Below are 26,382 nucleotides of genomic sequence, written 5' to 3' on the forward strand. Positions count from 1 at the left end.
ATTTATTTTGAAGTTTGTTTCGAGAAACTCGTTCAACTTCAACCACTTGACTCGCTTCGATCTCTCGTAGCGGGAGGCGAATTCTACAGCGTTTCAACACGCTGTCAACCTTCTTCTTAACCGCCTTCGATCTATTCGATCGTAGCCCTTTCAGCACCACCCGAACTAGCTAACCAATTGAATCTCAAGGAGTTTCGCGTTCCGATGTCGCTGGAAGTGGGGCGCATTATAAGGGGATTCGAAACCGCGTCAACCTTTAATTTCATATAAATCAAAAGCAAAGCGGGGGGCTGCCGCCCCCCGCTTATTCATAGCCGCCGTCACCCGCTAGATCACCCCGGCCACCCGCAACCGTTTCACCTCGGCATCCGGCATGCTTAGCAGTGCCTTCAACACGCTCTCTGTATGCTCACCCAGTAGAGGTGGCGCATGCCTGTACTCAACAGGCGTCTGCGACAAGCGAATCGGCGAAGCGACCTGGGGCACTGTGCCTGCCAGCGGGTGCGCCATGCTCACTGCCAGTTCTCGCGCCACTACCTGTGGATCCTCAAACACCTGCGCCAGGTCATTGACCGGCCCACACGGCACGCCCACTGCTTCCAGGTCACTCACCCACTGCGCCGTCGTCCTGAACACCGTCACCTGGCGAATCAACGGTACTAGCTCGCCCCTGTTGGCTACACGTGCCTTGTTGGTTGCGAACCGCGGGTCATCAGCCCACTGTACCTGCCCAGCCACCTCTGCAAACTTTCGGAACTGACCATCGTTGCCCACAGTGAGAATGAAGTCGCCATCGGCCGTGGGAAAGTTCTGGTAAGGCACGATATTCGGGTGCGCATTGCCCAGGCGACGCGGCGGCACGCCCGTTGTGAGGTAATTCATCGCCTGATTGGCCAGGCACGCCACCTGGACATCCAGCAGAGCCATGTCGATGTGCTGACCCTCACCACGCTGCTCCCGATGAGACAGCGCCGCCAGAATCGCCACCGTCGAATACAGCCCGGTAAGAATGTCCGTCAGCGCCACCCCAACCTTCACAGGCCCCGCACCCACCTCACCCTCCGGCAGCCCTGTCAGGCTCATGAGCCCGCCAAGCCCCTGAATCATGAAGTCATAGCCCGCACGCTGCGCATAGGGGCCTGTCTGCCCGAACCCGGTGATCGAGCAGTAGATGAGCTTCGGATTGATAGCCTTCAGGCATGGATAATCCAGCCCATAAGCCGCCAAGCCGCCTACCTTGAAGTTTTCAATGACGATATCGCTCTTGGCAGCCAGCTCGCGGATCAGTCGCTGACCATCGGCCTGGGTGAAGTCGATCGTGATAGAGCGCTTGTTGCGGTTGGCTGCCAGATAATAAGCCGCTTCGCCAGTACTGCCACCCGCGCTGTCCTTGAGATAAGGCGGCCCCCACGCCCTCGTGTCATCGCCCTTGCCAGGACGCTCGACCTTGATGACATCGGCACCAAGGTCCGCAAGGATCTGACCAGCCCACGGCCCCGCCAGTACCCGCGACAGATCCAGCACGCGCAGATGCGAAAGCGCTCCCATGACAGCCTCCTTATTAATAGAAAGCCTGAATACCTGTCTGCGCACGCCCCAGAATCAGAGCATGCACGTCATGGGTGCCTTCATAAGTGTTCACCACCTCGAGGTTGACCAGATGACGCGCCACGCCGAATTCGTCCGAGATGCCATTACCGCCCAACATGTCACGCGCCATGCGGGCGATGTCCAGCGCCTTGCCACATGAGTTGCGCTTCATGATCGACGTGATCTCGACAGCGGCAGTGCCCTCGTCTTTCATGCGCCCCAGACGCAAGCAGCCTTGCAGTGCCAAGGTGATCTCTGTCTGCATGTCAGCGAGCTTCTTCTGAATCAGCTGGTTGGCAGCCAGCGGCCTGCCAAACTGCTGCCGGTCCAGGGTGTACTGACGCGCTGTATGCCAGCAGGCCTCGGCAGCGCCCAGCGCTCCCCATGAAATGCCGTAGCGTGCGGAGTTCAGGCAAGTGAAAGGCCCCTTGAGCCCGCGCACCTCAGGGAACATGTTCTCCTCGGGCACAAACACATTGTCCATGACAATCTCACCCGTCACGGAGGCGCGCAGCCCGACCTTGCCATGAATCGCCGGTGCACTCAGGCCCTCCCAGCCCTTTTCCAAAACGAAACCACGGATGTCACCTGCATCGTCCTTGCCCCACACCACGAACACATCAGCGATAGGACTGTTGGTGATCCACATCTTGCTGCCGGTCAACCGATAGCCGCCTTCGACTTTCCGGGCACGAGTGACCATCGACCCCGGGTCAGACCCATGATTGGGTTCAGTAAGGCCAAAGCAACCAATCCACTCGCCACTGGCAAGCTTGGGCAAGTACTTCTGTTTCTGTGCCTCGGAGCCAAATTCATTGATCGGCACCATCACCAACGACGACTGCACACTCATCATCGAGCGATACCCCGAGTCGATGCGCTCTACCTCGCGAGCAATGAGCCCGTAACACACGTAGTTCAGACCGCTCCCACCGTACTGCTCCGGGATCGTAGCGCCCAGCAGGCCCACTTCACCCATCTCGCGAAAGATCGCTACATCTGTCTTTTCGTGACGGAACGCTTCAAGCACGCGCGGAGCCAGCTTGTCCTGGGCGAACTGATAGGCACTGTCTCGAACCATGCGCTCTTCTTCACTGAGCTGTTGATCCAGCAAGAGGGGGTCGATCCAGCTGAAGCTTGCTTTGGCGGCCATGAATGCATTTCTCCCAGAACGGTGGATGACTTATGACGTGATCCTAGGCCGGGCAAGCGGCGACGACAAACGACGTTTCTGCACCTATGAGTGCTATTTTCTCACTCAGAGAGCATTGAAACCCCAAAACCAAATGTCCACGAGTGAGGGATAGGCATGCGTCGGAAGATACCCAGCACTACAGCCCTGGTTTGCTTCGAGGCTGCCGCCCGCCACGAAAGCTTCACCAAGGCTGCTCAGGAACTGTCGCTGACCCAGGGCGCTGTGTGCAGGCAGATCGGCAGCCTTGAGGGCTTTTTGAACGTTGAGTTGTTCCGCCGCTCACACCGGGGCGTGAAGCTGACCGAAGCAGGGCTGTCCTACAGCCGGCAAGTGGCCGCGCAACTCGATGCGGTAGAGCGCGATACGCTGTCGGTAATGCGTCAGCAGGGCGCCAGCGTGATCGAGCTGGCAGTGGTGCCCACGTTCGGCACTCAATGGTTGCTGCCGCGGTTGATGGATTTCCAGCAGCGTCAACCCGATGTCACGGTCAACCTGACCAATCGCACACGACCTTTTCTATTTGCCGATACCAGCTTCGATGCCGCCATCTACTTTGGTGACGGTGACTGGTCAGGTACCCGCTCGCACAGGCTGATGGGTGAAAATCCTGTCCCTGTCTGCAGCCCGGCGTTGCTTGGTGATAGGCACACCCTCCAGGCGCACGACATTGCACAACTCCCCCTGCTGCAACAAAGCACCCGGCCCTATGCATGGCGCCAGTGGTTCAGCAGCATCGGCATTTCTGTAGCAACCGACATGACCGGCCCCCGCCTTGAGCTCTTTTCAATGCTCGCACAAGCGGCCATGCATGGAATGGGGGTTGCGCTCATTCCCCCCTTTCTCATTCAACGCGAGCTCGGCGAGGGTAGGCTGGTGGTCGCTAACAGGCATGTTCTACGTAGCGACAGGGCCTACTATCTAATGATTCCGGAGCGCAGGGTCGAATCAACCACGCTGGATGCGTTTCGGGAATGGCTGGTGGCACAGGCGGCGGATTACGCTGACACCAAGGAAAGCTGACCCCGTAGTCAATTATAATTTACACCTACAGATATAATGATCTGTCGCATTTAAATAACTATATTGCAGCGCTTCTGACAGTGATAGAGTGCTTCAGCGATCTGTTATCAAGCCTCTATTTGCGACATTCGCCTGCTTAAACACGAAAAATGCAGATTTTCCGCTGAAAAGTGTCCTAGCTTGACGAATAAAGGCGCTTGAGCGTTCGCAACAGATCAGCTGCGACATCTGGTCACATGGTGACTTGTAGTTATTGGTTAGTTTCGCTCCAGATTCTATTGAAGCCCGTCTGGTTCGTCTGCAAAATGCTGTGCCCGCCCAGGATCGGGTGGTTGGGCCCTAAGCCGCTCCGGCGCACCCTACGAAGTGCGCTGGCCTCACAAATATAAAAAAGGTCATCGCAGGAGAAATAGTCGTGCACATTGGTGTTCCGCTCGAGACGCAGACCGGCGAGACAAGGGTCGCCGCGACGCCTGAAACCATCAAGAAACTGATAGGTCAGGGTCATCAGGTTACGGTCCAGCAAGGTGCTGGGGTCAATGCCAGCATTCCGGACAGCGCCTATGAATCTGTCGGTGCCCGCCTGGGCTCGGCGGCTGAAGCCTATGGCACCCAGTTGGTGCTCAAGGTAGTCGCGCCAACCGATGGTGAATTGGCACTGATGAGCAGCGGCAGCCTTCTGGTCGGCATGCTCAACCCGTTCAACAACGACGTTATCGCCAAGATGGCCGCGCGCGGCCTCACGGCCTTTGCGCTGGAGGCCGCGCCGCGAACGTCTCGGGCACAAAGCCTGGACGTACTTTCATCCCAAGCCAACATCGCCGGCTACAAGGCCGTATTACTGGCTGCCCATCACTATCCGCGCTTCATGCCGATGCTGATGACGGCCGCCGGTACGGTGAAGGCAGCACGCGTCTTGATCCTGGGTGCAGGTGTAGCGGGGTTGCAAGCGATTGCGACGGCCAAGCGTCTTGGCGCAGTCATCGAGGCATCGGACGTGCGCCCTGCGGTGAAGGAACAGATCGAATCGCTCGGCGCGAAGTTCATCGATGTGCCTTACGAGACCGATGAGGAGCGCGACTGTGCCCAAGGCGTCGGCGGCTACGCCAGGCCCATGCCGGCAAGCTGGATGCAGCGTCAGGCTCAGGCCGTACACGAGCGTGCCCGGCAAGCGGACATCGTCATTACCACCGCACTGATCCCTGGCCGTAAGGCGCCTACGCTATTAAGCGCCGAAACGGTCGCCCACATGAAACCAGGTTCGGTGGTCATCGACCTGGCGGCGGCCCAGGGCGGCAACTGCCCACTGACCGTGGCCGACGAGGTCGTGCATGCCCATGGCGTCACCATCGTGGGCCCAACGAACCTACCCGCCCTGGTGGCAGCGGACGCTTCCGCCCTTTACGCACGCAACCTGCTGGACTTCACAAAACTGCTGTTCGACAAGGACGGCGCCCTGACCATCAACCTCGAAGACGACATCGTCGCGGCCTGCCTCATGTGCCGCGACGGTCAAATCGTCCGCAAGAACGGCTGAGGAGCACGACAAATGGAAGACATGCTGATTTCCCATGGCATTTATAACCTCATCATTTTCGTGCTGGCCATTTATGTGGGTTACCACGTGGTCTGGAATGTCACACCGGCGTTGCACACCCCGCTGATGGCCGTCACCAACGCGATATCGGCCATCGTTATCGTCGGTGCCATGCTCGCCGCTGCGCTGACGGTCACGCCTGCCGGAAAGGTGATGGGCACGCTCGCCGTTGCTCTGGCTGCAGTCAACGTATTTGGCGGGTTCCTGGTCACCCGCCGCATGCTTGAAATGTTCAAGAAAAAGGTCAAGAACGAGGGGCAGAAGTCAGCATGAGCATGAATCTGGTAACACTTCTGTACCTGGTCGCCTCGGTGTGTTTCATCCAGGCGCTCAAGGGCCTGTCGCACCCCACTACATCCCGGCGTGGCAACCTGTTCGGCATGATCGGTATGGGTATCGCGATCCTCACCACGGTCGGTCTCATTTATAAGCTCAGTGCTGAGCTGGCCACGGCCGGCATCGGCTATGTGATCGTCGGGCTGCTGGTGGGCGGCACCGCAGGCTCGGTGATGGCCAAACGCGTCGAGATGACCAAGATGCCTGAGCTGGTCGCCTTCATGCACAGCATGATCGGCCTTGCCGCGGTATTCATCGCCATTGCCGCAGTGCTCGAGCCCCAGTCGATGGGAATCGTCGCCGCCATCAGCGATCCAATCCCTACGGGTAACCGCCTGGAGCTGTTCCTGGGGGCTGCCATTGGTGCCATTACCTTCTCGGGCTCGGTGATCGCCTTCGGCAAGCTATCGGGCAAATACAAGTTTCGCCTGTTCCAAGGCGCGCCGGTGCAGTTTGCCGGTCAGCACAAACTCAACCTCATTCTCGGCCTGACCACCATCGCGCTGGGGTTGCTGTTCACCTTCACCGGCCACTACAGCGCCTTCACCCTCATGCTGGTGCTGGCGTTCATCATGGGTGTGCTGATCATCATCCCGATCGGCGGTGCCGACATGCCGGTGGTGGTGTCGATGCTCAACAGCTACTCGGGCTGGGCTGCAGCAGGGATCGGCTTCTCGCTGAACAACTCCATGTTGATCATCGCCGGCTCGCTGGTAGGTTCGTCCGGGGCGATTCTGTCCTACATCATGTGCAAGGCCATGAACCGCTCGTTCTTCAATGTCATCCTGGGCGGCTTTGGTGGCGATGCCGAAGCGGGTGCTGCCCAAGGCTCCACAGAACAGCGTCCGGTGAAGTCCGGCTCGGCCGACGATGCGACCTTCCTGCTCAGCAACGCCGACAGCGTGATCATCGTTCCCGGCTATGGCCTTGCCGTCGCACGTGCCCAGCATGCGCTCAAGGAGCTGACCGAGAAGCTCACGCACAACGGTGTCACCGTCAAATACGCCATTCACCCGGTGGCAGGGCGTATGCCTGGTCACATGAACGTGCTGTTGGCAGAAGCCGAGGTCCCCTACGACCAGGTCTTCGAGATGGAAGACATCAATGCCGAGTTCGGCCAGGCCGACGTAGTCCTGGTATTGGGCGCAAACGACGTGGTCAACCCGGCCGCCAAGAATGACCCCAAGTCACCGATCGCCGGCATGCCGATTCTCGAAGCCTTCAAAGCCAAGACCATCATCGTCAACAAGCGCTCCATGGCCAGCGGCTATGCAGGCCTGGACAACGAGCTGTTCTACCTCGACAAGACCATGATGGTATTCGGCGACGCCAAGAAGGTCATCGAAGACATGGTCAAGGCCGTGGAGTGAGGCAGGTTCTGTTCTGATCCTGTGAACAAGAAGAGCCCTGGTCGATAACGGCCGGGGCTTTTTCGTTAATTGATCCGGATCAACGGCCATGAAGCGGCGGGGGTAATACGACCATGGTCGCGGGACGGCACCGGTCTAAATCACTAGACTGCGCAGCAGTAGCTTAGTAGCCCGAGATAACAATCCATGTACCGTGATCGCATCCGCTTGTCCTCCCTGCATAGCAAGGTAATGAGTGCGGCCGACGCCGCTGGCCTGATCGAGGACGGCATGACCGTCGGCATGAGCGGCTTCACCCGCGCCGGTGAAGCCAAGGCCGTCCCTCACGCGCTGGCCGAACGCGCCAAGCAGTCGCCGCTGCAAATCAGCCTGATGACCGGCGCGAGCCTTGGCAACGACCTGGACAAACAGCTGACCGAAGCCGGTGTACTGGCCCGCCGCATGCCGTTCCAGGTGGACAGTACGCTGCGCAAGGCCATCAACGATGGCAAGGTCATGTTCATCGACCAGCACTTGTCGGAGACCGTCGAGCAACTGCGCAACCAGCAACTGAAGCTCCCCGACATTGCCGTGATCGAAGCGGTGGCCATCACCGAGCAAGGGCATATTGTACCGACCACGTCGGTCGGCAACTCGGCGAGCTTTGCGATCTTTGCCAAGAAAGTTATCGTCGAGATCAATTTGTCGCACAACCCGAATCTGGAAGGGCTGCACGACATCTATATACCTACGTACCGTCCTACCCGCACGCCCATCCCATTGGTAAAGGTGGATGACCGCATCGGCAGTACCGCCATTGCCATCGACCCTGCCAAGATCGTAGGCATCGTCATCAGTGACCAACCCGATTCGCCCTCCACGGTGCTGCCACCCGATGACGAAACCCAAGGCATTGCCGACCACCTGATCAGCTTCCTGAAGAAAGAGGTTGAAGCAGGGCGCATGACTAACCGGTTGGGGCCCCTGCAGGCGGGGATCGGCAGCATTGCCAACGCCGTGATGTGCGGGCTCATCGACTCGCCGTTCGAAGACCTGACCATGTACTCCGAGGTGCTGCAGGACTCCACGTTCGATCTGATCGATGCGGGCAAACTGCGCTTTGCCTCGGGCAGTTCCATCACCCTGTCCAGTCGCCGCAACACCGACGTGTTCGGCAACCTGGAAAAGTACAAGGACAAGCTGGTTCTGCGCCCGCAGGAAATCTCCAACCACCCCGAAGTGGTTCGGCGTCTCGGTATCATCGGTATCAACACTGCCCTGGAATTCGACCTCTACGGCAACGTCAACTCCACGCACGTCTGCGGCACCCGGATGATGAACGGCATTGGCGGTTCCGGCGACTTCGCCCGTAATGCACACCTGGCCGTATTCGTGACCAAATCGATTGCCAAAGGCGGCGCCATCTCAAGCGTGGTACCCATGGTCAGCCATGTGGACCATACCGAGCATGACGTGGACATCCTGGTCACCGAGCAAGGCCTGGCAGACTTGCGGGGCCTGGCCCCTCGGGAGCGCGCCAGGGCGATCATCGACAACTGCGTACACCCCGACTATCGCGCGGCCTTGAACGATTACTTCGAGCGCGCTTGCCAGCGGGGCGGGCACACGCCGCACATCTTGCGTGAAGCACTGGCATGGCATGAAAACCTGGAAGAGACAGGTCGCATGCTTGCCCTGTAACGCGTCCTGAAGTAAGCACAAACCTCAAAGGGTCGCTTGGCGACCCTTTTTTTACGCCACTGAGAAAGCAGCAACAAGGCAGGAACAGAATGAACTGTACTACTGTACTGCTTTTCACCAGATGATCTCTCCGAAAGGCAGAGGAATCACCGAAATATGCACCATATTCGCGCACACCAGTACAGTTTAGCCACTTTCGAGTGCAACAGTAGCATTACACAGTTAACTGGCTCGCCCTCTTTACCTGCAACTGTATCTACTGTTATGGACAAGAGGGGAGGATCATTGGCATCAGTTAAATCACTATCTAATGCCGCCATAAGCGGAAGGATGATCATCATGGAACGTACCCTCAGTTCCGGTCTGGTTTTTGAAAGCACCGCCAAACAATCCAACGCCTCGTTCCCCCTGCGCGTAGCCTCTACCTTGTTGCTTTGGCAGCGTCGTATGGCAAGCCGTCGTCAATTGGCTCGCTTGGATGCGCGTCTGCTGGCAGACGCCGGTATCAGCGAATCGCAGCGTTACGAAGAGTTGAGCAAGCCTTTCTGGCGCTAAGCGCCTGTGCCAGCCTGACTGGCAACGTGAATTTCGAAAACCCGTCGCAGAGCCCTGCGACGGGTTTTTTATTTGTGTTTCAAATAAAATCTCCGTCACCGGTACAGTTACCGTGAGCTCTTCTATAAGGCATAACAGTTCAACGCCGCTCTATCATTAACATCTTGATACAGCACCGCGTGATACGCTTCGCTTAACTGTCTGGTAGAACCGACTGTCATAGTCTAGGCAAGGGCCGTTGCCCACGTTCCCAGCTGGATCCCCTCACACCAGGAGCTTACGTTCATGACCCGTACTTACCTGATCGGCGCTGCGCTGATGCTTGGCCTGGCTGGTACAGCCAGTGCCAGCAGTTTTGTCGTCACCACCGACACCGTGGTACGAGGCGTCGCTGCCTCAACCAACGCCACGTCCGATGCGTCTTCATCCCTGCGCGACAACAAGATCGTGCAAGCAGCCCGCGACGACGCCGCCAGCTTCGTCGCCAGCCAGGGCAGCATCCGGGGCGCCAAGCTCGAAAGCGCGCTGGTTCACATCCGTGCCCAGGCACCTGCCTTGCACGCCAGCGACGAGCAACTGGCTCAAGCCATCCTGGCTCTTTGAGTCAGCAAGCCGTCTCCAGCCGATCGCTCATGCGTTTTCTGCTATTACCCCTGCTCTGGATCGCGGGCATAGCCACGGCCCACGCGCTGGACGCCACCACCCAAGGCCTGGTGATCTCGGGTTACGTCACGACCCAGGTCACCACTGCACCTTTTGATCGAAAGCTCATAAGCGCAGCGCGCGACGATGCAGCAGTGTTCGTCGCCACCGAGGGTCGTGTGCGCGGTGCACGCCTTGAGGCAGCCCTTGAAGCCATTCGCGTGCATAAACCCGCGCGCACTGCCAGCGACCTGGAACTGGCGCGAGCAATCCTCGTCGAATGACTATCCTTTTCCTCCCAGTATTTTCGGAGATGCTCCATGCGTAAACCGCTGATTGCCGCTACTCTCGGCATGTTCCTGTTGGCCGACCTGGCCCAGGCTCAGACCTTGGTGGCCACCAGCAACATCATCGTGCGCGCCTTTGGCCGCTCGATCGACTTCACATCGGATACCACGACATCCATTCGCGATTCGAAAGTGGTACGTGAAGCTCACGACGATGCAGCCAGCTTCGTGGCCAGCGACGGCGATATCCGTGGCGCGCAACTGGAAGCGGCGTTCACGACGTTGCGCGAGCGTGTACCGCAGGCACGCGATGCCAGTGACCAGGTATTGGCCGAAGCTATTCTCGCGCTGTGAAGTCACTGCGTGCCGGGTGGTTCGGCTGTCTTCTGACACTGCTCGGCACGCCCGCGCTTGCAGACTTGCACCTGGATCTGCAAACCGCCGACCTGACCCCGCAGCAGGTCAGCGCCAGCCAGGCGCTGCTCGACCAAGCCATGGCCAGCCTGCCACCCTCGTTCAAGCAGCGGCTTGATCGCACCGTCAGCGTCAGTTGGAGTGACCAGATGCCGCCTGACGCCTACGGCCAGGCATCACTGGTGTCCAGCCTGATGCTCAATCGGCGCCTGCTGCCCAGCCTTGCCGACGGCACCGCGACCACAGAGCTGACGCATCGGCCCCATGGCACTGTGCGCAACGAACTGTTGGCGACCGTGGTCCATGAGCTCACTCATATCTACGACCGCGCCCGGTTGTGGCCGGGGCAGCAGAACGCATTGCTCACTCGATGCAACCGCCTGCAAGGCACTGTCGGGAATATAGGCCTGCCCGGCGAATGCCGCGGCCAGGCGGGGCGACGGTTCACCCTCAGCGATGACCCACGCCTGCTGGACCTCGCCGGCTGGCCCCAGTACGTAGGCCGGCGCGGCGAGCGCGAACAGCATAACGGCCAGTTCGTGCGTAGCCCCGACCGCTACGAGCTGAGCAGCCCGAAAGAATACGTCGCGGTCAATATGGAGTACTTCCTTCTCGACCCCAGCTATGGCTGTCGCCGCCCCGCGCTCAATCGATACCTGACTCAACATTTTGGCTGGAGCCCTCCCCAGGACGCCTGCGCCAAAGGCCTGCCGTTCATCAATGCCGGTAGCGACTTCGCGCGCCAGCCGCTGGGTGAGGTCGACCCCGAGCGGGTGTACGAAGTGGATTACCTGCTGGCCGAGGCCAATCAGAACCTGGTCAGCCGCTGGGGGCACAGCATGCTGCGCCTAGTCATCTGCAAGCCCGGCCGTCCGCGAGGCCCGGACTGCCGCCTGGACCTTGATCAAAGCCTGGTGCTTTCGTACCGCGCTTTCGTCAACGACGTCCAGTTGTCCAGCTGGGATGGACTGGTCGGCGTCTATCCCTCCCGGTTGTTCGTGCTGCCGCTGGGGCAGGTCATCGATGAATACACCAAGACCGAACTGCGCAGCCTGGCCTCGGTGCCACTCAAGCTCAATCGTGAGGAGATCGAGAACCTGGTCCGCCAGGCCGCCGAAATGCACTGGAGCTACGACGGCAACTACTGGTTCCTGTCCAATAACTGCGCCGTGGAATCGCTGAAGCTGCTGCGTAGCGGTACCGCCAACCCAAAACTCAACGACCTCGACAGCATCATGCCCAATGGCCTGCTTGCCGTGCTCGACGGCCGTGGGCTGGCTGACACCAGCGTGCTGGACGATCCGCGAGAGGCACTGCGCCTGGGCTACCGCTTTGACTCGTACCGCGACCGCTACCAGGCCATGTTCGATGTGCTGAAGAAGCAACTGCCGGTAAAGCAAACCAAGGTAGAGGATTGGTTGGCCCTGGACGCCGAGCAACGCAAGCCCTGGTTCGACCAGGCTGACCTGCGCACCAGTGCCGCCTTGCTGCTTCTGGAACAGGCGGGCTTGCGACGGCAACTGCTGTTGGCACAGGACGAGGTCAAGCAGCGCTATCTCAATGCCGCAGCGCTCAAGGATGGTAGCGTCGACAAGGCCGATGCCACCCTCAAGCAGATGCTCGCCAACAGCGGTTTCCTGAGTCGCCCGGCGGAATTGCTCGACACCACAGGCTACGGGCTGCCGCAGCGAGAAGAGCGGGTTCATCTGGAAAAGGTCAGCAGCGAACGCCAGGCGCAGTTGCTGCGCTTGAGTACCAACCTGGACAAAGAGGTGAGGGCGCTGCTCGAGCCTTCCCGGGCCAGGCAGATAGCGGCAGTTGAAGCCAACGTGAAGCACATCGGAGAGCATCTTCGCGCACTGCATAAGGCAGCGGGTGGGCTACAGCTGTAGCGGCTCAACAGCTCATCCACCCGCCTTACCTACCTTTTGTCACCCTTGTTGGAGCGAAAGCTGGCTGAAAGCTTGCCCGCTTAGGATAGCCCCATTGCCGGCACAGACCGGTCAGCCAGGGCGAGGTACGTGCCGCGCCCGGCGCAACCAACAACAACAATGGTGATACCGATGCCTTTCCGTGCCCGACTTTTCTTAGTCCCGTCCTACCTACTCCACGCGCAGCGTCCTGCACGCTGACCCGCCCGAACCGTCCTCTTTTTCGTCGCGCCTCGCCTGGAGTATTGCCATGCTGACCTTCCTCGGCTTCGCCATGGTCGTCACGTTCATGTACCTGATCATGACCAAGCGTCTGTCGGCCTTGATCGCCCTGATCCTGGTGCCCATTCTATTCGCCCTCTTTGGCGGTTTCGCCAGCAAGATCGGCCCCATGATGCTCGAAGGCATCAGCAAGTTGGCGCCCACCGGCGTCATGCTGATGTTCGCTATTCTCTACTTTGCCTTGATGATCGACTCCGGCCTTTTCGACCCTGCGGTGCGAAAAATCCTCAAGCTGGTCAAGGGCGACCCGCTCAAGGTGTCGGTAGGCACCGCCGTGCTGGCCCTGGTGGTATCGCTGGACGGTGACGGCGCTACCACCTACATGATCTGCTGCGCGGCCATGCTGCCCATGTACAGCCGCCTGGGCATGAGCCCGCGCATCATGGCGGGGCTCATCATTCTTGCCGGCGGGGTCATGAACATGACGCCATGGGGTGGGCCCACCGCGCGGGCGGCCAGCGCCTTGCACGTGGACCCTTCCGATATCTTCGTACCCATGATTCCAGCGATGTTGTTCGGCGTGGTCGCGATCCTGGCCATCGCCTACCTGTACGGCAAACGCGAACGTGCCCGCCTGGGCGAGCTGCACCTGCCAACTGACGATATCGATCACAGCGACATCAGTGTTTCGCAATATCCAGAGGCACGCCGGCCAAAGCTGCTGTACTTCAATGGCGCACTGACCGCTGCATTGATGGCGGCCCTCATCGCCGGCCTGCTGCCGTTGCCAGTGCTGTTCATGATCGCCTTCAGCATCGCGATGATCGTCAACTACCCCTGCCTGCAACAACAGAAAGACCGTATCGCCGCCCACGCCGGCAGCGTGCTGGCGGTTACCGGCCTGATCTTCGCCGCAGGCATCTTCACCGGCATCCTGTCGGGCACGGGCATGGTCGATGCCATGTCCAAAAGCCTGCTGGCTGTCATTCCCGAAGCGTTGGGCCCGTACCTGGCGGTGATCACGGCGATCGTGAGCATGCCGTTCACCTTCTTCATGTCCAACGACGCCTTCTATTACGGTGTTCTCCCCGTACTGGCCGAAGCGGCAAGCCACTATGGCATCAGTCCGGTCGAGATGGCCCGTGCATCCATCGTCGGGCAGCCGGTGCACCTGCTCAGCCCGCTGGTACCCTCGACTTACCTGCTGGTCGCCCTGGCCGGCATCGAATTCGGGGATCACCAACGCTTTACGCTCAAGTGGGCAGTACTGGTGTGCATGTGCATAATGTTCGCCGCGCTGATCATGGGCATTTTCCCGCTGTTCAGTAGTCTCTGATAACAGACCTCTCTCCACCGCAATGCGCCTCGATGCAGGCGCATCGCCCATACCGCTCAAAGGAAAACACATGGAATGGCTGACCAGCCCGGAAATCTGGGTTGCCTTCTTCACCCTGACCGCGCTTGAAATCGTTCTGGGCATCGACAACATCATCATGATCTCGATCCTGGTCAGCCGCATGCCCAAGCACATGCAGCCGCGTACCCGGATCTTCGGCCTGGCCCTGGCCATGGTCACTCGCATCATGCTGCTGCTGTCCATCACTTGGGTAATGCGCCTGACCGACGATCTGTTCGTGGTGCTAGGGCAGGGTATATCCGGGCGTGACCTGATCTTGTTCTTCGGTGGCTTGTTCCTGCTCTGGAAGAGCTCGCAGGAGATCTACCACGGCCTGGAAGGCGAAGAAGAAAACGCCGACGAACCCAAGGGCTCTGGCGGCAAGTTCTTGTACACCATCATCCAGATCGCGATCATCGATATCGTCTTCTCCCTGGATTCGGTGATTACCGCTGTGGGGATGGTGTCGCACGTGCCGGTGATGATCGCCGCAATCATCGTCGCCGTGCTGGTCATGATGGCTTGTGCCGGTACCATCGCCGACTTCATCGACAAGCACCCTTCATTGAAGATGCTCGCGCTGTCGTTCCTGATCGTGGTAGGTACCGTGCTGATCGCCGAAGCATTCGATGTGCATGTTCCTAAAGGCTACGTTTATTTCGCCATGGCCTTCTCCCTGGCGGTCGAAGCCATCAACATCCGCATGCGTACGTCGTTGGCACGCAAGGCTGGCAAGGAGCACGAGGCCGTGAAGCTGCGCAAGGACGTGCCGGGTCAATAACCTCACACGTCACGAAGAAAAGGGCCCTGCGGGGCCCTTTGCGCATGCCGCCAGTACGTCCCAAGGATGTTTCAAAATGATGACAGCCATGCGAAGCTGGCGGCAGCGGCATAATAGAACTAAAGCTTGAACAGGCCTTTGCAAACAGCACTGCGCCCGCGTCTTTTCGACCGGCCACCTTGGCCGGTGCACTCAGGGGGCTCTCGTCATGCTGACCCTACTCAATCTGCTTTCGGCAGTCACCTTGCTGGTGTGGGGCACGCACATCGTGCGAACCGGCATTTTGCGGGTATTCGGTTCGGATCTGCGACGCATCATCGGCCAGAACATGGACAAACGCCCGCTGGCCTTCATCGCGGGCATTCTGGTCACTGCAATGGTGCAGAGCAGCAACGCAACCGCAATGCTGGTCACCTCATTCGTAGGTCAGGGCCTGATGGCCATGACCCCGGCGCTGGCCATCATGTTAGGGGCCGACGTGGGCACGGCGCTCATGGCCCGTGTACTGACCTTCGACTTGTCCTGGCTTTCGCCCCTGCTGATTTTCCTGGGGGTGATCTTTTTCCTTTCACGCAAGCAGACCCGTGCTGGCCAACTCGGCCGCGTCGGCATCGGCCTGGGCCTGATCATCCTGGCGCTGGAACTGATCGTCCAGGCAGCCGCCCCCATCACCCATGCCCAAGGCGTGAAGGTGCTTTTCGCCTCGCTGACCGGCGACATTCTGCTCGACGCCCTGGTCGGTGCATTGTTTGCCATGGTGTCGTATTCGAGCCTGGCCGCCGTCCTGCTCACCGCCACACTGGCAGGTGCCGAGGTGATCAGCCTGCCGGTGGCCATAGGCCTTGTGGTCGGCGCCAACATTGGTAGCGGCCTGCTGGCGTTCATCAGCACCAGCATGCAGAACGCCGCCGGCCGCCGCGTGGCGCTGGGCAGCCTGCTGTACAAGCTGATCGGCCTGCTGTTGATCATCCCCGTGCTCCACCCGCTGGTGGACTGGATGGACTCACTGAGTTTCAGTCCGCAAGAACTGGTCATTGGCTTCCACTTGCTCTACAACACGGCCCGCTGCCTGATCATGCTGCCTACGGTCAAGCCCATGGGAAGGCTGTGCAACAGCCTGTTGCCAGAGCGCGAGCGCGACAACGGGCAGATACGCCCGCGCCATCTCGACGCCTCGGCCTTGGAAACGCCCAGCCTGGCGCTGGCCAATGCTGCCCGGGAGACGCTGCGCCTGGGCGATATCGTCGACAACTTGCTTGAAGCCATGCTTGGCGCCCTGCGCGGCACTCAGGCTGCATTGCCTCAGCAGGTACGCGCACTGGGTGAGGATGCCGAGGCCCTGTACAGCGCCATCAAGTTATACCTGGCGCAGATGACCCGCGAGGACCTCAGCGAACACGACAACCGTCGCTGGGCCGAGATCATCGAGCTGGCCGTCAACCTCAAGCTGGCCTGCGACCTGATCGAACGCATGTTGCGCAAAGTCCAGCAGCAGAAGACAAGCCAACGCCGTGCCTTTTCTCAGATGGGGCTGGAGGAACTGACCGGATTGCAGGAGCAATTGCTGGCCAACTTGCGCCTTGGCCTCTCGGTATTCCTCAGCGCCGACCCGGAAAGCGCGCGTTTGCTGCTGCGCGAGAAACGTCGTTTTCGCGCCCAGGAACGGCGCCTGGCCCACGCCCATGTCAGCCGCCTGCAGCGCAAAGTGGTACAGAGCATCGAGACCAGCTCCATCCACCTGGAGCTTATCGCCGACATGAAGCGGTTGAACTCTTTGTTCTGCAGCAGTGCCTATGTGGTACTGGGCGGCTCGGACACGGGCGGGCTGATGCTCGACAGCGTGCCGGACGAAGCCCCTCTGCCGTGATGTCGCCGACCTGAGGACCCCCGCTCACCCATGCGTTGCCTGATGTTCGTCTGCCTGCTGATGTGTAGCCTCTGCTCCTTTGCCCTGGACCGCGCTCGCGTGGAGGGCTATCTGCTGCCCAACGGCCTGCAGGTCATCCTCAAGGACGGCTACGAACGCGACCATGTGTCCATTCGCCTGGTCGTGGGGGTGGGCCTGGACGACTTCGGCTGCGACCAGAAAGAGCTGCCGCACCTGCTGGAGCACCTGCTGTTCAGTGGGGTGGATGACACGGGCGAAGGGGGTCTGGAAGAGCGCCTGCAGGCGCTGGGTGGCGAATGGAATGCGTTCACGGGCAATGCCGACACCACGTTCGTGATCGAGGCGCCCGCACGCAATCAGCGCAAGGTACTCGATCTGTTGCTGTCGATCATTCGCGACACCCAGATCGACGCCAAGGCCCTGGCGACTGCCAAGCGCATCATCGAGCGTGAGGACGGTGGCCATTACGGGCATCTGCAGCGCTGGCTCGACCGGCAGGACATCGGCCACCCCGCCGGGCAGCAATTGGCCACGGAATTGGGCTTGAAATGCCCCGAGCGCTCCAACCTCGACGACATGACCCTCGAGCAGGTCCAAGGCCTGCGCGAGCGTTGGTACGCGGCCAACAACATGACACTGATCATGGTGGGTGGCCTTGACCGCCTGTTGCCCGCCTACCTGGAAAGAACCTTCGGCGAACTCCCGGCCACCGAGCCGGAAGACCGCCGTGATCTGGAATCGATCAGCCACGAGGCCAAGCAACGGCGCGACCTGATGCACGGCTGGCTGGGCGATACCGCCAAACTCCACTGGCTGTTCATCGAGCCAGTGTTGGACAACGACCATCAGGCCACCCTGGATCTGCTCTCCCGTTATCTGGATTGGGCAGTGTACGACCAGCTGCGCCTGCGCAACGGCCTGTCCTACGGGCCCTCGGTCCAGCGCGAGAGCTTCGGTGATACCGGCCTGCTCAGCCTCAACGCCGACCTTGAGCGCGATGATATAGGAAGGGCCATCGAGGTCATGCGGCGCTTGTTCGATCATTTGCGCAAGCAGGGCCTGGACCCGGACACCTTTGCCCGCATCAAGCAAGCGAGCATCGCCAAGGAAAGTTGGGCAACCCAAGGTAACAGTGCCCTTGCCGATTATTACTGGGGCGCATTGAACGACTACACCGACGGCCGCTTCACCAGCCCTGTGCGTCAGCTGCGACGAGTGACACTGGAGCAAGCCAACCAGGCGCTCGAGCAGTTGCTCGCCCACGAAGGCTACATTCGTATCGAAAAACCGCTGCTTGGGTACGACGAGCTCTACGGTCTGTCGTTCCTGCTGGCAGGGTTGCTGCTCGCCGCGTGCCTTCTGCGCTGGCGTCGACAAACTCCTGACAAGCCAAGCGGTGCTACTCGGCACATGTGAAACGGCGGTATCCTTTCAATGCCCGCGTCGTGCATGCAAGGGCCGCCCCCTAGCCACTCCAAGCATTGCAGCCCCCATGCCCCCAATACCCAAGATCGCCCAGCGCATCATCGAACTGCTCAAACGCTATCCGGGCGTCATTGCCTTGGGGGGCTTTCTATCGGGTGTAGGCAGCTTCATCCTGGTCGACCGGCAGGCGGGGCTTGCCAGCTGGATCGCCGTCATGCTGCTGGTCAGCTGGGTCTGGCTGATGCTCGAAAGCACGCTCACTCGCCTGTTCACGCGTACGTTCAAGCGTGAAATACCCCAGCCGCTGTTGCGCTATGCCACGCAGATGATCCACCAGGAATCCCTGTTCTTCGTGCTGCCGTTTTTCTTCATCACCACCACCTGGAACAGCGGCCAGTCGATCTTTACAGGCTTGCTGGGCGCCGCCGGGCTGGTCTCGATCATCGACCCGCTGTACTACCGCTGGCTCGCGCCGCGGCGCTGGCTGTTCATGGCGCTGCACACCCTGACCCTGTTCGCCGCCTTGCTGACGGCTTTGCCGATCATCCTGCACCTCACCACCGCGCAAAGCTTCAAGCTGGCCCTGATCATCGCCATGGCCTTGTCCTTCCCAAGCCTGGTCAGCAGCTTCCCGGTCAGCAACTGGCGACGCGGTGTCGGCCTGGTGGTGATCACGCTGGCAGTCGGTGGCGGTGGTTGGTTGTTGCGCTCCTGGGTGCCGCCGGCCACCTTGTGGATGACCGAGGTCGCCGTGAGTACCGAGGTCATCAACCGTGAGCCGGGAGATTCACTGGATAAAATCGCTGCCAGCCGTATTCGCAGCAGCGGCCTGTACGCCTACACCGCCATCAACGCGCCGCGCGGCCTGAATGAGCGGATCTACCATGTGTGGCAGAAAGACGGGCAGGAGGTGGACCGTATCGCCCTGGACATTCACGGTGGGCGCAAGGAAGGCTATCGGGCCTGGACCCACAAGCAGAACTTCCCGCCCAACCCGGTGGGGCGTTGGCAGGTGAGGGTGCTGACCGAGGATGGCCAGGTGATAGGCGTACTGCGCTTCAAGGTAGTCGAGGATGGCGCCGCTTCATGAGCGGCGCACCCTGTAGCACTTGAAACGCCGTTCAGCCAAAGAACCAGTAGCAAACGCAGATCGCTGCCACCACACCGGAAAACTCGGCCAACAGTGCACACCCCACGGCATGGCGCACCCGTTGAATGCCCACGGCACCGAAGTACACGGCGAGGACGTAGAACGTGGTTTCGGTACTGCCCTGGATGGTCGCAGCGACCAAGGCAGGGAAGCTGTCCACACCCTGGGCCTGCATGGTCTCGATCAGCATCGCCCGTGCGGCACTGCCGGAAAACGGCTTGACCAGGGCAGTTGGCAGCCCTTCGACGAAGCGCGTATCCAGGCCCATCCAGTTCACCGCATGGCGAATACCGTCCAACGCCACCTCAAGCGCCCCTGATGCGCGCAGCACACCGACCGCCACCAGCATCGCCACCAGGTAGGGCAGCAGGCTCTTGGCAACGTCGAAGCCTTCCTTCGCCCCTTCGACGAACGCTTCGTAGACCTGGACCCGCTTAAGCGCGCCGATGATCAAAAAGACGATGATCACCCCGAACAGCGTGAGGTTGCCCAGGATTGAGGACAAGCTGGCCAGCGCGGCTGCCGACAACGTGCCGAGAAAGGCCATGAAGCCCCCCAGCAGCAACGCACCGGGCACCAGGTAAGCCAGCACCACAGGGTCCCATAGCCGCAAACGCTGCATCACCGCGACCGACAGCAGCCCTACCAGCGTCGACACACTGGTGGCCAGCAGGATAGGCAGGAACACCATGGTTGGGTCGGGCGCGCCTTGCTGAGCCCGGTACATGAAGACGGTCACAGGGAGCAGGGTCAAGGAAGACGCATTGAGCACCAGGAACAGGATCTGTGCATTGCTGGCCGTGGTGCTGCTGGGGTTGAGCGTCTGCAGGGCACGCATGGCCTTCAAGCCGATAGGGGTAGCAGCGTTGTCCAGGCCCAGACCGTTGGCCGCAAAGTTCATGGTGATCAGCCCCAGCGCGGGGTGCCCAGGCGGCACTTCTGGCATCAGCCGTGCGAACAAGGGGCCCAGCACCTTGGCCAGCCATTCGACGATACCCGCCTGCTCGGCAATCTTCAGAAAGCCCAGCCACAGCGTCAGGGTGCCGAACAGCAATACCATGACCTCGACGGAAAGTTTCGCCATGGCGAAGATGCTTTCGACCATGGCCGCGAAGATGCCAGCGTTGCCACCCACTAGCCATTGAGCCATGGCAGATATGGCCGCTACCAGGAAAAAGCCGAGCCACAAGCCGTTGAGCATCCACGTACCTCCCCCGAAATGCCCGAATCATAACGTATCGAACACCGCCCTGGCTGCGGCCCGCCGTGAGTGTAGATGCCGCAGACAACAAAAAGCCCCGACATGTCGGGGCTTTGTGTCCAACAGGCTTGGCCTCAGCGCTTGGCTGCTTCACCCACCATGGCAGCTTCAGGCTTCTCGGCGATCAGCGAGGCGTAGTACAGCTCGCCCTTGGCTGCGTCGTACATACCTTCCCAGCGGGAGATGACCAGCGCGGCCAGGGCATTACCGATCACGTTGAGTGCCGTGCGGGCCATGTCCATGATGCGGTCGACACCGGCAATGAACGCCAGACCTTCCAGCGGGATACCCACGCTACCCAGGGTGGCCAGCAGTACCACGAACGAAACACCCGGTACTCCGGCAATACCTTTAGAGGTCACCATCAAGGTCAGTACCAGCAGCAGCTGCTGGCTCCACGACAGGTCGATGCCGTAGAGCTGGGCGATGAAGATGGCCGCGATGCTCTGGTACAGGGTAGAGCCGTCGAGGTTGAACGAGTAGCCGGTAGGCACCACGAACGAGCAGATCGATTTGGGCGCACCGTATTTCTCCATCTTCTCGATAACCCGTGGCAGGACGGTTTCCGAGCTTGAGGTGGAGTAGGCCAGGATCAGCTCATCTTTCATGATGCGCATGATCTTGATCACCGAGAAGCCGAACAGGCGCGCTACCAGCCCCAGCACCATGAAGGCGAAGAAGGCGATGGCGAAATACACCAGCAGGACCAGCTTGGCCAGTGGCAGCAATGAGCTGAAGCCAAAGTTGGCAACGGTCACCGCGATCAGCGCGAACACACCGATCGGCGCGTACTTCATGATCATGTGAGTGACTTTGAACATGGTTTCCGATACGGCCTGGAAGGTGCGTACCAGCGGATCGCGCAGCTCGGCTTGCAGGCTGGAGAGGCCAAGGCCGAACATGACCGAGAAGAAGATGATCGGCAGCATCTCACCGCGCATCAGCGCCGCGAAGATATTCGACGGAATCAGATTGAGCAGGGTCTCGATGAAGGCATGCTCATGCTGCACCTCGGCGGCGGTCGCCTGGTACTTGGAGATGTCCACGGTGCCGAGGGTGCTCATGTCGATGCCGGCGCCCGGATGGAACAGGTTGGCAAGCACCAGGCCCACGACAATGGCGATGGTCGTGACGACTTCGAAGTAAAGGATGGTCTTCAGGCCAATACTGCCAAGCTTCTTGGCGTCGCCAACCCCGGCGATGCCCACGATCAGCGACGAGATCACGATCGGGACCACGATCATCTTGATCAGGCGAATGAAGATATCACCAGCAGGCTGAAGGACGTTGCTGATCCACCAGGCCTTTTCCGCACTGAAGTGGTTCAGGAGCGCGCCGATTGCAACGCCCAAGACCAGACCGATGACGATCTGCCAGGCGAGGCTCAGTTTTGCCTTCTTCATGTCTTTACCCTTTGTTGTAGTGGTCATGTCAACTAACGGCTACCGGAAAACTGTGGAAACAACCCCGGGGCGAATGCGCCGATCAGCGACGTGTTGTAAGGACAGCGCAGACGAGCGCAGGGCTCGGTCGGCGAAAAAGGCCGCAACTATTGCGATGGGAAAGAGGGAAATCTAATGCCGGAAACGCATACCCCATACCGATCAAGCATGGGAAAGTGGAGGCATTTCGAGGGAAATAACTGACATGCGGTGCGCCGTTCGGAAACCCGAATAGGACATAAACGCCAAATGGCGGCTGGAATAGTCGCAAAAGCACGTAGGAAAAATCAGGTTGTTCGACAATCCGAATGCTTCAAACGCAGCTCGTATTGATAGCACGGCTGAGGAAAAAAAAGACATGCGGTTGAGACAAAATGTGTCCCGAGAGGGAATTCGTGCATCGTGCACTGATATTTGGATGGCTCCTCGGAAGCCAGGTCCACCCTGAAGATCGTTCAGGGCTCTACTGACCTGGAACTTCCGATTCTGCCTTACCTGACCCGGCCCAACAGGTGGAGGCACTCCCTGTACCCCTAGGCCACTCCGATCCTGTAGCGATCAGAACAGCCCGGCCCCTTGGTCATGTGCTGCTCCTCCTCGGAGCGGCGCATCATAGAAGGCTGCAAGCCTACGGCCGTTCAGCTTCTATTTCATGACAGTGCCGGACCTGAACCACACTGGTCTTGCGACTCAGTACCAGTTCGGGTCCTGCTTGAGTTGCTCCTGAAGCAGGGCTTTCATGCCATCATCAGGTTCGCCAAGCCACCGGTACTGCGCATGGCGGGTAGGCGACTTGTCGCTGGGCAGGCCTTCCGGTACCTCCACCAGCATCCCGTAGGCATCATCCTTGTCCCAGCTGAATGCCACGATCAAACGCTTGTAAGTGCATTTGTCCGCGGCTTCGCAGAGCGGGCCCACGAGGTACTTATCACCGTCTTCCGTGACCGCCGACATCTGCTGAGACGAACTCCCCGTGAGGTTCAATACCCAATCGGGCAGGCGTTCCTCGCCTTTGACAGCATCCTGCCAAGATTCCCGGTATTCGGCATCGCTACCCAGCAATTGATCGACACGTAGCTGGCCATCATTGGCCGCCAACGCTGCTGCAGTGGCGCCCATCATCAGAACGCCAGCTACGGCATTGCGCAACAGCCTGCTCATCTGCGACCGCGTCCAAAGAAGAACGAAGCCACGAAAAGAACCAGGAAGACGATGAACAGGATCTTGGCGATACCCGTTGCAGCGCCAGCGATACCACCAAAGCCCAGAACTGCAGCGACGATGGCAATGATGAGGAAAGTGATAGCCCAGCTCAGCATGGTGATTCTCCTTTGTTTTTCAAAAGCAGGGTGATCAGAACACCCAACGGTCCTGTGGTACGACATGTTCAACGGTTGCAGGGGACTCGGCCTTACCCTTCGATGGCAGCGGCTCGGCTGCCTGAACGAGGTTACTGGCGCGGGTGTTCTGGATCTGCGACAGCAGGGCGGTTTGCGCCGCTACCTGATCGGCCAACCGGGCGGTTTGCACACTGTAGTAGAACAGCCCTGCTGCCAAGGTCAGCATGACCGCGATGCCAAGCGACATGATCTGACGCAGTGGCAGGGCGGTAACTTGCAAACGGTTGACAGATGGGCGGTTCATGCCGGCTTCTCCTGCTGTAATTTTTGTCCAGACTTGAACAAGTAATTGCAGCCTGCGTGCCAGCTTTCAAATTAGAAAAAATCCTTATTTTTCAATGAGTTAAAAGATTGAACCATTAGGACCTACCACGTATCCTGCACGATGCACCCTGGGGGGCCGTGCGAAATGCACGATCACCCCTCAACCTTGGTTGCCACCTTGAGCATGTCGGCATCTACGCCACGTACTCCGATGATCTGCCTGGCGATGTCCATCGCGATATTTTTCTGCTCGGGGCTAACGACTTCGCCGGAGAGTCGTACCAAGCCATCCTGGCTCACCACCTTCAGATTCAGCCCGTCGAGGTTGCGGCTGAAGCTGTAACTGCTTTGGACTTTATCCACGATCCAGGCATCGCTTGGCTGTGGTCCGCTCGGGGCATCCACGGGCTGGCCTTTGGCTTTGATCATGGCGGCGGTGTCCAGGCTGATCAGGTTGTTGACCAGGTACACCCCCTCGGTGGTACGTGCCACGACGCCCGCAAGCTCCTTGGCCTCGGGATTGTCTACCCGACCCCGGAGCGTGATGACACCGCTGTCACTTTGCACTTCTATAGATGCCTTCTCGGTCAGGCGGCTCCACAACAGCCGTGACCGTATGACCGCCGTCAGCGTCACGTCTTCCGTGCGCCGGGCATAGGCTCGCAACGCCAGCGGTCGCTCAACCAGCTCAGGATTGACCTTTACCTGATTGTCGACCTTCTCGATACCTGAAGTGGCCAAGGCCACTTCCTCGACCAAACGGCGCTCAACCTCATTTTCGACCTCCCCAGCCAAACGCGCCGATGCGCCGTCGACCTCAACGGTGATCCGATAAGGGTTGAGGATCCGGTTCAGGGACACTGCCGTCTGCAGCGAACCTTCCAAGCGAGCATCGTGAACAGGATCTCCACTCGCCACAGCGACGAAGGGCAGCAAACTGACCGCTAGCGCAAGCGCGCGAAAGGGGAAGGGCATGTCGTACTCTCCTTTTGTAGGCAAAATCTGAAACTCTTCGCAACCAATGTGCCAACCACCCTCTCTAAGCAAATCGCCAGTCCCCCGGGACTTTTGAGCATGCTGGTCGACTCGCTGGCGTGCAAAGGGCAGAATCCTTCAGAATTGACCATGCAACTTGCCCGATTTTTCCCACACTAAACAAAGATATTTCCCAAAGGAGCGCAGGTACATGGAATCAGCCCAGGACAAGCAAGGCCGCATTCTGCTGGTGGATGACGAGTCCGCGATCCTGCGCACCTTCCGCTACTGCCTGGAAGACGAGGGCTATAGCGTGGCGACCGCCAACAGCGCCACTCAGGCGGAGAGCCTGCTGCAGCGCCAGGTGTTCGACCTGTGCTTCCTTGACCTGCGCCTTGGCGAAGACAATGGCCTGGACGTGTTGGCCCAGATGCGCGTTCAGGCGCCGTGGATGCGTGTGGTCATCGTGACCGCCCACTCCGCCATCGATACAGCGGTCGATGCCATCCAGGCCGGCGCCGCCGACTACCTGGTCAAGCCTTGCAGTCCAGACCAGTTGCGCCTGGCCACAGCCAAGCAACTGGAGGTGCGCCAGCTTTCCGCCCGCCTGGAAGCCTTGGAAGGCGAAGTGCGCAAGCCCAAGGATGGCCTCGACTCCCACAGCCCGGCCATGATGGTCGTACTGGAAACAGCCCGCCAGGTGGCAACCACTGATGCCAACATCCTGATCCTGGGCGAATCCGGGACCGGCAAGGGTGAGTTGGCTCGCGCCATCCACGGCTGGAGCAAGCGCGCACGCAAGGCCTGCGTGACCATCAACTGCCCGTCGCTCAATGCCGAGCTGATGGAAAGCGAATTGTTCGGTCACACGCGAGGGGCCTTTACCGGCGCCAGCGAAAGCACCCTTGGCCGAGTCAACCAGGCGGACGGCGGCACCTTGTTCCTCGATGAAATCGGTGACTTCCCCCTGACCCTGCAACCCAAGTTGCTGCGCTTTATCCAGGACAAGGAATATGAGCGTGTTGGCGACCCGGTCACCCGCCGGGCCGATGTGCGCATTCTCGCCGCCACCAACCTCAACCTTGAAGAAATGGTGCGCGAGGGTCGTTTCCGCGAAGACCTGCTCTACCGCCTGAACGTCATTACCTTGCACCTGCCGCCCCTGCGCGAGCGCAGTGAAGACATCCTCACGCTTGCCGACCGCTTTCTGGCGCGCTTCGTCAAGGAATACTCAAGGCCGGCCCGCGGTTTCAGTGAGGAAGCACGTGCAGCGCTGCTCAATTATCGCTGGCCGGGCAACATTCGCGAATTGCGTAACGTGATCGAGCGGGCCAGCATCATCTGCCCCCAGGAAAAGGTCGAGATCAGCCATCTGGGCATGGGCGAGCAACCGGCCAGCAACGCGCCGCGCGTAGGGGCCGCCTTGAGCCTGGATGAGCTTGAGCGCGCGCACATCGGCGCTGTGCTGGCCGCCAGCGACACGCTCGACCAAGCCGCCAAGACCCTCGGAATCGACGCATCGACCCTGTATCGCAAGAGTAAGCAGTACAACCTGTGAAGT

General features: G+C 59.8%; 24 protein-coding genes. 16 read left to right on the plus strand and 8 right to left on the minus strand.

Features of this window, described 5'->3' with window-relative positions:
* Window positions 1–327 precede the first annotated feature (327 nt).
* Together PFU01S_RS19155 and PFU01S_RS19160 are read right to left on the minus strand one after the other, a co-directional pair.
* Window positions 328–1,548, minus strand: coding sequence for a CaiB/BaiF CoA transferase family protein (locus tag PFU01S_RS19155; RefSeq protein ID WP_027913209.1), 1,221 nt, complete (start codon window positions 1,546–1,548; stop codon window positions 328–330).
* A gap of 13 nt (window positions 1,549–1,561) precedes the next feature.
* Window positions 1,562–2,743, minus strand: coding sequence for an acyl-CoA dehydrogenase (locus PFU01S_RS19160; protein ID WP_027913210.1), 1,182 nt, complete (start codon window positions 2,741–2,743; stop codon window positions 1,562–1,564).
* Window positions 2,744–2,899: 156 nt separating this feature from the next.
* Here PFU01S_RS19160 and PFU01S_RS19165 point away from each other — a divergent pair, with 156 nt between their 5' ends.
* The 15 genes from PFU01S_RS19165 to PFU01S_RS19235 all read left to right on the plus strand — a co-directional run bounded on the left by PFU01S_RS19165 (window position 2,900) and on the right by PFU01S_RS19235 (window position 19,419).
* Window positions 2,900–3,805 (plus strand): LysR family transcriptional regulator, encoded by a 906-nt coding sequence (locus PFU01S_RS19165; RefSeq protein WP_027913211.1) that lies wholly within the window; start codon window positions 2,900–2,902, stop codon window positions 3,803–3,805.
* 415 nt (window positions 3,806–4,220) lie between these two features.
* Window positions 4,221–5,342, plus strand: a complete 1,122-nt coding sequence (locus PFU01S_RS19170; protein WP_027913212.1) for a Re/Si-specific NAD(P)(+) transhydrogenase subunit alpha — start codon at window positions 4,221–4,223, stop codon at window positions 5,340–5,342.
* Window positions 5,343–5,354: 12 nt separating this feature from the next.
* A complete protein-coding gene (locus PFU01S_RS19175; RefSeq protein WP_023532697.1) occupies window positions 5,355–5,675 on the plus strand; it encodes an NAD(P) transhydrogenase subunit alpha part 2 in 321 nt (106 codons plus the stop codon).
* On the plus strand, window positions 5,672–7,108 hold the full coding sequence (locus PFU01S_RS19180) for an NAD(P)(+) transhydrogenase (Re/Si-specific) subunit beta (protein WP_028687773.1): 1,437 nt from the start codon (window positions 5,672–5,674) through the stop codon (window positions 7,106–7,108). Before PFU01S_RS19175 ends, PFU01S_RS19180 begins: the two co-directional genes overlap by 4 nt.
* Window positions 7,109–7,294: 186 nt before the next feature.
* Entirely contained in the window at window positions 7,295–8,788 is a 1,494-nt protein-coding gene (gene scpC, locus PFU01S_RS19185; RefSeq protein WP_028687772.1) for a succinyl-CoA:acetate CoA-transferase ScpC, read from the plus strand.
* A 339-nt stretch (window positions 8,789–9,127) separates the two neighbouring features.
* Complete coding sequence (locus PFU01S_RS19190) at window positions 9,128–9,343, plus strand: DUF1127 domain-containing protein (RefSeq protein ID WP_027913215.1); 216 nt, start codon at window positions 9,128–9,130, stop codon at window positions 9,341–9,343.
* 285 nt (window positions 9,344–9,628) lie between these two features.
* Window positions 9,629–9,946: a DUF2388 domain-containing protein gene (locus PFU01S_RS19195; RefSeq protein WP_027913216.1), complete on the plus strand. Its 318-nt coding sequence runs from the start codon at window positions 9,629–9,631 to the stop codon at window positions 9,944–9,946.
* A gap of 29 nt (window positions 9,947–9,975) precedes the next feature.
* On the plus strand, window positions 9,976–10,269 hold the full coding sequence (locus PFU01S_RS19200; RefSeq protein WP_028687771.1) for a DUF2388 domain-containing protein: 294 nt from the start codon (window positions 9,976–9,978) through the stop codon (window positions 10,267–10,269).
* Between the two features lie 36 nt (window positions 10,270–10,305).
* A complete protein-coding gene (locus tag PFU01S_RS19205; RefSeq protein WP_023532340.1) occupies window positions 10,306–10,626 on the plus strand; it encodes a DUF2388 domain-containing protein in 321 nt (106 codons plus the stop codon).
* The gene (locus tag PFU01S_RS19210) at window positions 10,623–12,578 is read left to right on the plus strand and encodes a DUF7844 domain-containing protein (RefSeq protein ID WP_028687770.1); all 1,956 of its coding nucleotides are present in this window, start codon (window positions 10,623–10,625) and stop codon (window positions 12,576–12,578) included. Before PFU01S_RS19205 ends, PFU01S_RS19210 begins: the two co-directional genes overlap by 4 nt.
* A gap of 289 nt (window positions 12,579–12,867) precedes the next feature.
* Complete coding sequence (locus PFU01S_RS19215; RefSeq protein WP_028687769.1) at window positions 12,868–14,175, plus strand: CitMHS family transporter; 1,308 nt, start codon at window positions 12,868–12,870, stop codon at window positions 14,173–14,175.
* A 70-nt stretch (window positions 14,176–14,245) separates the two neighbouring features.
* Window positions 14,246–15,016 (plus strand): TerC family protein, encoded by a 771-nt coding sequence (locus tag PFU01S_RS19220; RefSeq protein ID WP_027913220.1) that lies wholly within the window; start codon window positions 14,246–14,248, stop codon window positions 15,014–15,016.
* Between the two features lie 208 nt (window positions 15,017–15,224).
* Window positions 15,225–16,883, plus strand: a complete 1,659-nt coding sequence (locus PFU01S_RS19225; protein WP_027913221.1) for a Na/Pi cotransporter family protein — start codon at window positions 15,225–15,227, stop codon at window positions 16,881–16,883.
* A 30-nt stretch (window positions 16,884–16,913) separates the two neighbouring features.
* Window positions 16,914–18,320: a M16 family metallopeptidase gene (locus PFU01S_RS19230; protein ID WP_028687768.1), complete on the plus strand. Its 1,407-nt coding sequence runs from the start codon at window positions 16,914–16,916 to the stop codon at window positions 18,318–18,320.
* A gap of 76 nt (window positions 18,321–18,396) precedes the next feature.
* On the plus strand, window positions 18,397–19,419 hold the full coding sequence (locus PFU01S_RS19235; RefSeq protein WP_027913223.1) for a DUF5924 family protein: 1,023 nt from the start codon (window positions 18,397–18,399) through the stop codon (window positions 19,417–19,419).
* Between the two features lie 31 nt (window positions 19,420–19,450).
* Here PFU01S_RS19235 and PFU01S_RS19240 read toward each other — a convergent pair whose 3' ends face one another.
* The 6 genes from PFU01S_RS19240 to PFU01S_RS19265 form a co-directional block, all read right to left on the minus strand.
* On the minus strand, window positions 19,451–20,680 hold the full coding sequence (locus PFU01S_RS19240) for a nucleoside recognition domain-containing protein (RefSeq protein ID WP_023532681.1): 1,230 nt from the start codon (window positions 20,678–20,680) through the stop codon (window positions 19,451–19,453).
* A gap of 134 nt (window positions 20,681–20,814) precedes the next feature.
* Window positions 20,815–22,143 (minus strand): glutamate/aspartate:proton symporter GltP, encoded by a 1,329-nt coding sequence (gltP, locus tag PFU01S_RS19245; RefSeq protein WP_023532821.1) that lies wholly within the window; start codon window positions 22,141–22,143, stop codon window positions 20,815–20,817.
* Between the two features lie 729 nt (window positions 22,144–22,872).
* Window positions 22,873–23,343 (minus strand): inhibitor of vertebrate lysozyme family protein, encoded by a 471-nt coding sequence (locus PFU01S_RS19250; RefSeq protein WP_028687767.1) that lies wholly within the window; start codon window positions 23,341–23,343, stop codon window positions 22,873–22,875.
* A complete protein-coding gene (locus tag PFU01S_RS21945; RefSeq protein WP_023532363.1) occupies window positions 23,340–23,501 on the minus strand; it encodes a DUF1328 domain-containing protein in 162 nt (53 codons plus the stop codon). The genes PFU01S_RS19250 and PFU01S_RS21945 overlap by 4 nt, the downstream gene beginning before the upstream one ends.
* A gap of 34 nt (window positions 23,502–23,535) precedes the next feature.
* Window positions 23,536–23,826, minus strand: a complete 291-nt coding sequence (locus tag PFU01S_RS19260; protein WP_027913225.1) for a hypothetical protein — start codon at window positions 23,824–23,826, stop codon at window positions 23,536–23,538.
* 173 nt (window positions 23,827–23,999) lie between these two features.
* A complete protein-coding gene (locus tag PFU01S_RS19265) occupies window positions 24,000–24,821 on the minus strand; it encodes a BON domain-containing protein (RefSeq protein ID WP_027913226.1) in 822 nt (273 codons plus the stop codon).
* A 211-nt stretch (window positions 24,822–25,032) separates the two neighbouring features.
* On the opposite strand from PFU01S_RS19265, the gene algB reads away from it, so the two are divergent.
* Window positions 25,033–26,379: a sigma-54-dependent response regulator transcription factor AlgB gene (gene algB / locus PFU01S_RS19270; protein WP_028687766.1), complete on the plus strand. Its 1,347-nt coding sequence runs from the start codon at window positions 25,033–25,035 to the stop codon at window positions 26,377–26,379.
* Window positions 26,380–26,382: the final 3 nt, after the last annotated feature.

This window comes from Pseudomonas fulva NBRC 16637 = DSM 17717 (assembly GCF_000730565.1).
In the GTDB taxonomy this organism is placed as follows: domain Bacteria; phylum Pseudomonadota; class Gammaproteobacteria; order Pseudomonadales; family Pseudomonadaceae; genus Aquipseudomonas; species Aquipseudomonas fulva.

What these genes read in the sequence shown, in the direction of transcription:
- PFU01S_RS19190 (WP_027913215.1), top strand. Translation starts at nt 9,128, where the DNA reads ATGGAACGTACCCTCAGTTCCGGTCTGGTTTTTGAAAGCACCGCCAAA.
- PFU01S_RS19265 (WP_027913226.1), bottom strand. Translation starts at nt 24,821, where the DNA reads ATGCCCTTCCCCTTTCGCGCGCTTGCGCTAGCGGTCAGTTTGCTGCCC.
- PFU01S_RS19240 (WP_023532681.1), bottom strand. Translation starts at nt 20,680, where the DNA reads ATGCTCAACGGCTTGTGGCTCGGCTTTTTCCTGGTAGCGGCCATATCT.
- PFU01S_RS19225 (WP_027913221.1), top strand. Translation starts at nt 15,225, where the DNA reads ATGCTGACCCTACTCAATCTGCTTTCGGCAGTCACCTTGCTGGTGTGG.
- PFU01S_RS19220 (WP_027913220.1), top strand. Translation starts at nt 14,246, where the DNA reads ATGGAATGGCTGACCAGCCCGGAAATCTGGGTTGCCTTCTTCACCCTG.
- PFU01S_RS19205 (WP_023532340.1), top strand. Translation starts at nt 10,306, where the DNA reads ATGCGTAAACCGCTGATTGCCGCTACTCTCGGCATGTTCCTGTTGGCC.
- PFU01S_RS19160 (WP_027913210.1), bottom strand. Translation starts at nt 2,743, where the DNA reads ATGGCCGCCAAAGCAAGCTTCAGCTGGATCGACCCCCTCTTGCTGGAT.
- PFU01S_RS19230 (WP_028687768.1), top strand. Translation starts at nt 16,914, where the DNA reads ATGCGTTGCCTGATGTTCGTCTGCCTGCTGATGTGTAGCCTCTGCTCC.
- PFU01S_RS19200 (WP_028687771.1), top strand. Translation starts at nt 9,976, where the DNA reads ATGCGTTTTCTGCTATTACCCCTGCTCTGGATCGCGGGCATAGCCACG.
- PFU01S_RS19175 (WP_023532697.1), top strand. Translation starts at nt 5,355, where the DNA reads ATGGAAGACATGCTGATTTCCCATGGCATTTATAACCTCATCATTTTC.
- PFU01S_RS19215 (WP_028687769.1), top strand. Translation starts at nt 12,868, where the DNA reads ATGCTGACCTTCCTCGGCTTCGCCATGGTCGTCACGTTCATGTACCTG.
- PFU01S_RS19195 (WP_027913216.1), top strand. Translation starts at nt 9,629, where the DNA reads ATGACCCGTACTTACCTGATCGGCGCTGCGCTGATGCTTGGCCTGGCT.
- PFU01S_RS19235 (WP_027913223.1), top strand. Translation starts at nt 18,397, where the DNA reads ATGCCCCCAATACCCAAGATCGCCCAGCGCATCATCGAACTGCTCAAA.
- PFU01S_RS19260 (WP_027913225.1), bottom strand. Translation starts at nt 23,826, where the DNA reads ATGAACCGCCCATCTGTCAACCGTTTGCAAGTTACCGCCCTGCCACTG.
- PFU01S_RS21945 (WP_023532363.1), bottom strand. Translation starts at nt 23,501, where the DNA reads ATGCTGAGCTGGGCTATCACTTTCCTCATCATTGCCATCGTCGCTGCA.
- PFU01S_RS19180 (WP_028687773.1), top strand. Translation starts at nt 5,672, where the DNA reads ATGAGCATGAATCTGGTAACACTTCTGTACCTGGTCGCCTCGGTGTGT.
- PFU01S_RS19165 (WP_027913211.1), top strand. Translation starts at nt 2,900, where the DNA reads ATGCGTCGGAAGATACCCAGCACTACAGCCCTGGTTTGCTTCGAGGCT.
- scpC (WP_028687772.1), top strand. Translation starts at nt 7,295, where the DNA reads ATGTACCGTGATCGCATCCGCTTGTCCTCCCTGCATAGCAAGGTAATG.
- gltP (WP_023532821.1), bottom strand. Translation starts at nt 22,143, where the DNA reads ATGAAGAAGGCAAAACTGAGCCTCGCCTGGCAGATCGTCATCGGTCTG.
- PFU01S_RS19250 (WP_028687767.1), bottom strand. Translation starts at nt 23,343, where the DNA reads ATGAGCAGGCTGTTGCGCAATGCCGTAGCTGGCGTTCTGATGATGGGC.
- PFU01S_RS19155 (WP_027913209.1), bottom strand. Translation starts at nt 1,548, where the DNA reads ATGGGAGCGCTTTCGCATCTGCGCGTGCTGGATCTGTCGCGGGTACTG.
- algB (WP_028687766.1), top strand. Translation starts at nt 25,033, where the DNA reads ATGGAATCAGCCCAGGACAAGCAAGGCCGCATTCTGCTGGTGGATGAC.